The organism is Cyclobacterium sp. SYSU L10401, assembly GCF_010993705.1.
Classification (GTDB): Bacteria; Bacteroidota; Bacteroidia; order Cytophagales; family Cyclobacteriaceae; genus Cyclobacterium.
In genome coordinates, this window is record NZ_WOFO01000022.1 from 1 (window position 1) to 2,545 (window position 2,545).

General features: G+C 41.1%; 3 protein-coding genes and 1 pseudogene. 3 read left to right on the forward strand and 1 reads right to left on the reverse strand.

Going from position 1 to position 2,545, the window contains the following annotated elements; translation table 11 throughout:
* Positions 1-323, reverse strand: a pseudogene (locus GL182_RS24000) (hypothetical protein); the annotation flags it as partial.
* A gap of 774 nt (positions 324-1,097) precedes the next feature.
* Here GL182_RS24000 and GL182_RS24005 point away from each other — a divergent pair.
* The 3 genes from GL182_RS24005 (at position 1,098) to GL182_RS24015 (ending at position 2,436) form a co-directional block, all read left to right on the forward strand.
* The gene (locus GL182_RS24005) at positions 1,098-1,394 is read left to right on the forward strand and encodes a type II toxin-antitoxin system HigB family toxin (protein ID WP_163382595.1); all 297 of its coding nucleotides are present in this window, start codon (positions 1,098-1,100) and stop codon (positions 1,392-1,394) included.
* 11 nt (positions 1,395-1,405) lie between these two features.
* On the forward strand, positions 1,406-1,774 hold the full coding sequence (locus tag GL182_RS24010; RefSeq protein ID WP_163382597.1) for a type II toxin-antitoxin system HigA family antitoxin: 369 nt from the start codon (positions 1,406-1,408) through the stop codon (positions 1,772-1,774).
* Positions 1,775-2,208: 434 nt separating this feature from the next.
* Positions 2,209-2,436, forward strand: a complete 228-nt coding sequence (locus GL182_RS24015; RefSeq protein WP_163382599.1) for a hypothetical protein — start codon at positions 2,209-2,211, stop codon at positions 2,434-2,436.
* Positions 2,437-2,545: the final 109 nt, after the last annotated feature.

The window sequence follows — 2,545 nt, forward strand, 5'->3', positions numbered from 1 at the left end:
CGTATTTGGTCATCAGCACCTGGCTTACCGCTTGTTGTAGCCACCTTTCTACTACTGTGGGAACTCCCAATAGTCTGGTCTTTCCGTTGCTCTTGGGGAGCCACCCACAGCCTGGCCCGAAGCTCCCGCTTCGTCCCCCCCTTGATAGGTTTCGGTACATACGTGTGGTTCAGGATGGAGGTGGCAATCCTGTCCCTGTTGTTTTCCAGATAGGGAAACAATTCGGAAACCTTCATGCCGTCCACCCCTGCCGAACCCTTGTTCTGCACTACCTGTCGGTAAGCTTTGTAGAGGTTCTTACGGTTGAGTACTTTTTCTATCATGATTTAATCTGTTAACCCTCCCCCTGCATCCCGGCTCCTCACTAAAAATGTCCAAAGGGACATTTTCTTGACGCTCGGCCCTGCTTAAGATAGGGCTAAATCAAAAAGGTGTTCCTCATCGAATTTGGACGTAATCCAGTGTTCAGTCCTTCGTTACCCAGTGAGACCTCTGTAGCTCTTACAGCTCGTTCCCGGTAACTACTATGACCTCGGCTGACTTCTCATCCTGTAACCCGTACAGGTCGAGATCTCCCCAGGTAAGGACATATTCCTTCCCCCAATATCCACTGGATCTACCAGACAGGTATTTGATGGTTTTCCACCCTTAGGACGTCGGTATGATGTGCTACCTCATCCAACCTGTCAGGCCTCAGTATCCAGTTCCTGTTCGTTGGAACCGGGGTTTGCAGTCTCGCTTCCTTCACTCCATGCTTCACAGCAAACGAGCTTGCGACTTGCTAGTGCTTCGGGGCAGCCTGCCCTGACCCAGTCAGGGTTACCCCCGCGCTTAAGGGACTTTCACCCGTTGGAACGGTCAACTTTTTGACCTATATTCACCATTCAAGGCACACACAGCGCATATAGCTTATGGCGGGATTATCGTAAATTCGGGTTTTGACTTCTAATGAAGATTAACTTTAAAAGAAAGAATTCCGCTTCGGAAGCCGCCACAAGCCATATGCGCAAAACGTTACCAACCATACCATAAAAATCACCCCACAGGAAGTTCCCAACTTGAGAATATTTACGTATCTTTGCATTAGTATAGAAGTAATGGAAAGAATTTTTGCTAAAAGCACCTTAAGGAAGTTTTGGGAAAAACACCCGGAAACAGAGCAGTATTTAAAAACCTGGTATGATACTGCGATTGGTTCAAACTGGCTGACGCCCAATGATGTAAAACAATCCTATGCAAATGCCAGCATATTGAAAGACAGTAGGATTGTTTTTAACATAAAGGGAAATTCTTTCAGGCTGGTGGCAAAATTCAATTTTGAGAAACGGTGGATTTTCATTCGGTTCATTGGAACTCATAGTGAATATGACAGGATTGATGCAGATACGATTTAATTGAAAAGCAAATGGAACTAAGACCAATAAAATCAGAAACAGATTATCAAAAAGCACTTGAAAGAATCGGGATGATTTTCGATGCCCCTATAGGTACATCGGAAAGTGATGAAGCGGATATTCTTGGATTAATGGTGGATGATTATGAAAAGAAACATTATCCGATCGATTCCCCCGATCCCATTGAAGCCATAAAAATAAGGATGGAAGAGCTGCAATTAAAACAAAAAGATCTGGTAAATGAGATCGGTGGAAAAAGCAGGGTTTCTGAAATACTCAATAAGAAAAGGAAATTAACAGTAGAAATGATAAGGAATTTAACCGGAAAGCTAAATCTTTCACCTGGGTTATTGATTACAGATTATCGTTTGTCCAGATAAAGGTACGGTTGGTAACATTAGCTTGGAGACAGCGGGCGGGTTCCGGTTAAAATAAAATCAGTACTTCGAATTTAGTTTGGTCAAGTGAGAAAGAAAACAGCTCCGGAATTGCCCACCAACTCCAAGCCCCGGACGTTAGCAAAAATTTGAAAAATTGAAAATTACTCAGCTTAAACAGATAAGTTACTTAGAAAGAATATTTAGAAGTCTTTTTACTGACATAACTGTACTTTTTATATACGTCATCTTAGGATTTGGATTCTCATTATTGTTTAGACTTGAGCCGACAAGCTCAGGTTTTTGGATTGCTCTTTTAATTTACATTCCTTTACCTACTTATCTGATAATAATTAAGCCTTTTATCGAATCGAAAATAAATATACATAACGACAATAGAATTTGATGAGCTTCGCGACGAAATAAGAATTGAATATATGAAGTTTCAAAGCAAAAAAGATATCACAATTGGGGTTAAAGAAATGAAGTACAATATTTTCAATTCTTATAAAATGAGTTTAGCCGATAGAATTATTTTCTTTGAAGGAGAAAAAGAACTTTTTACACAGTACAGCAATACCGCTTGGACAATTGCCAAAATAAATGAAGTGACTCAATCTTTAAAGGAGATCGGAATTAAAAAACCATACGGCTATAACAAATAGAAACTTTTGCTAGTCGAGTAGGTAAAGGGGAATCCCACCCCTAAACCTCTCACAGAACCGTACGTGAACCTCTCAATTCATACGGCTCTTATTATGCAGTCGGTTATTA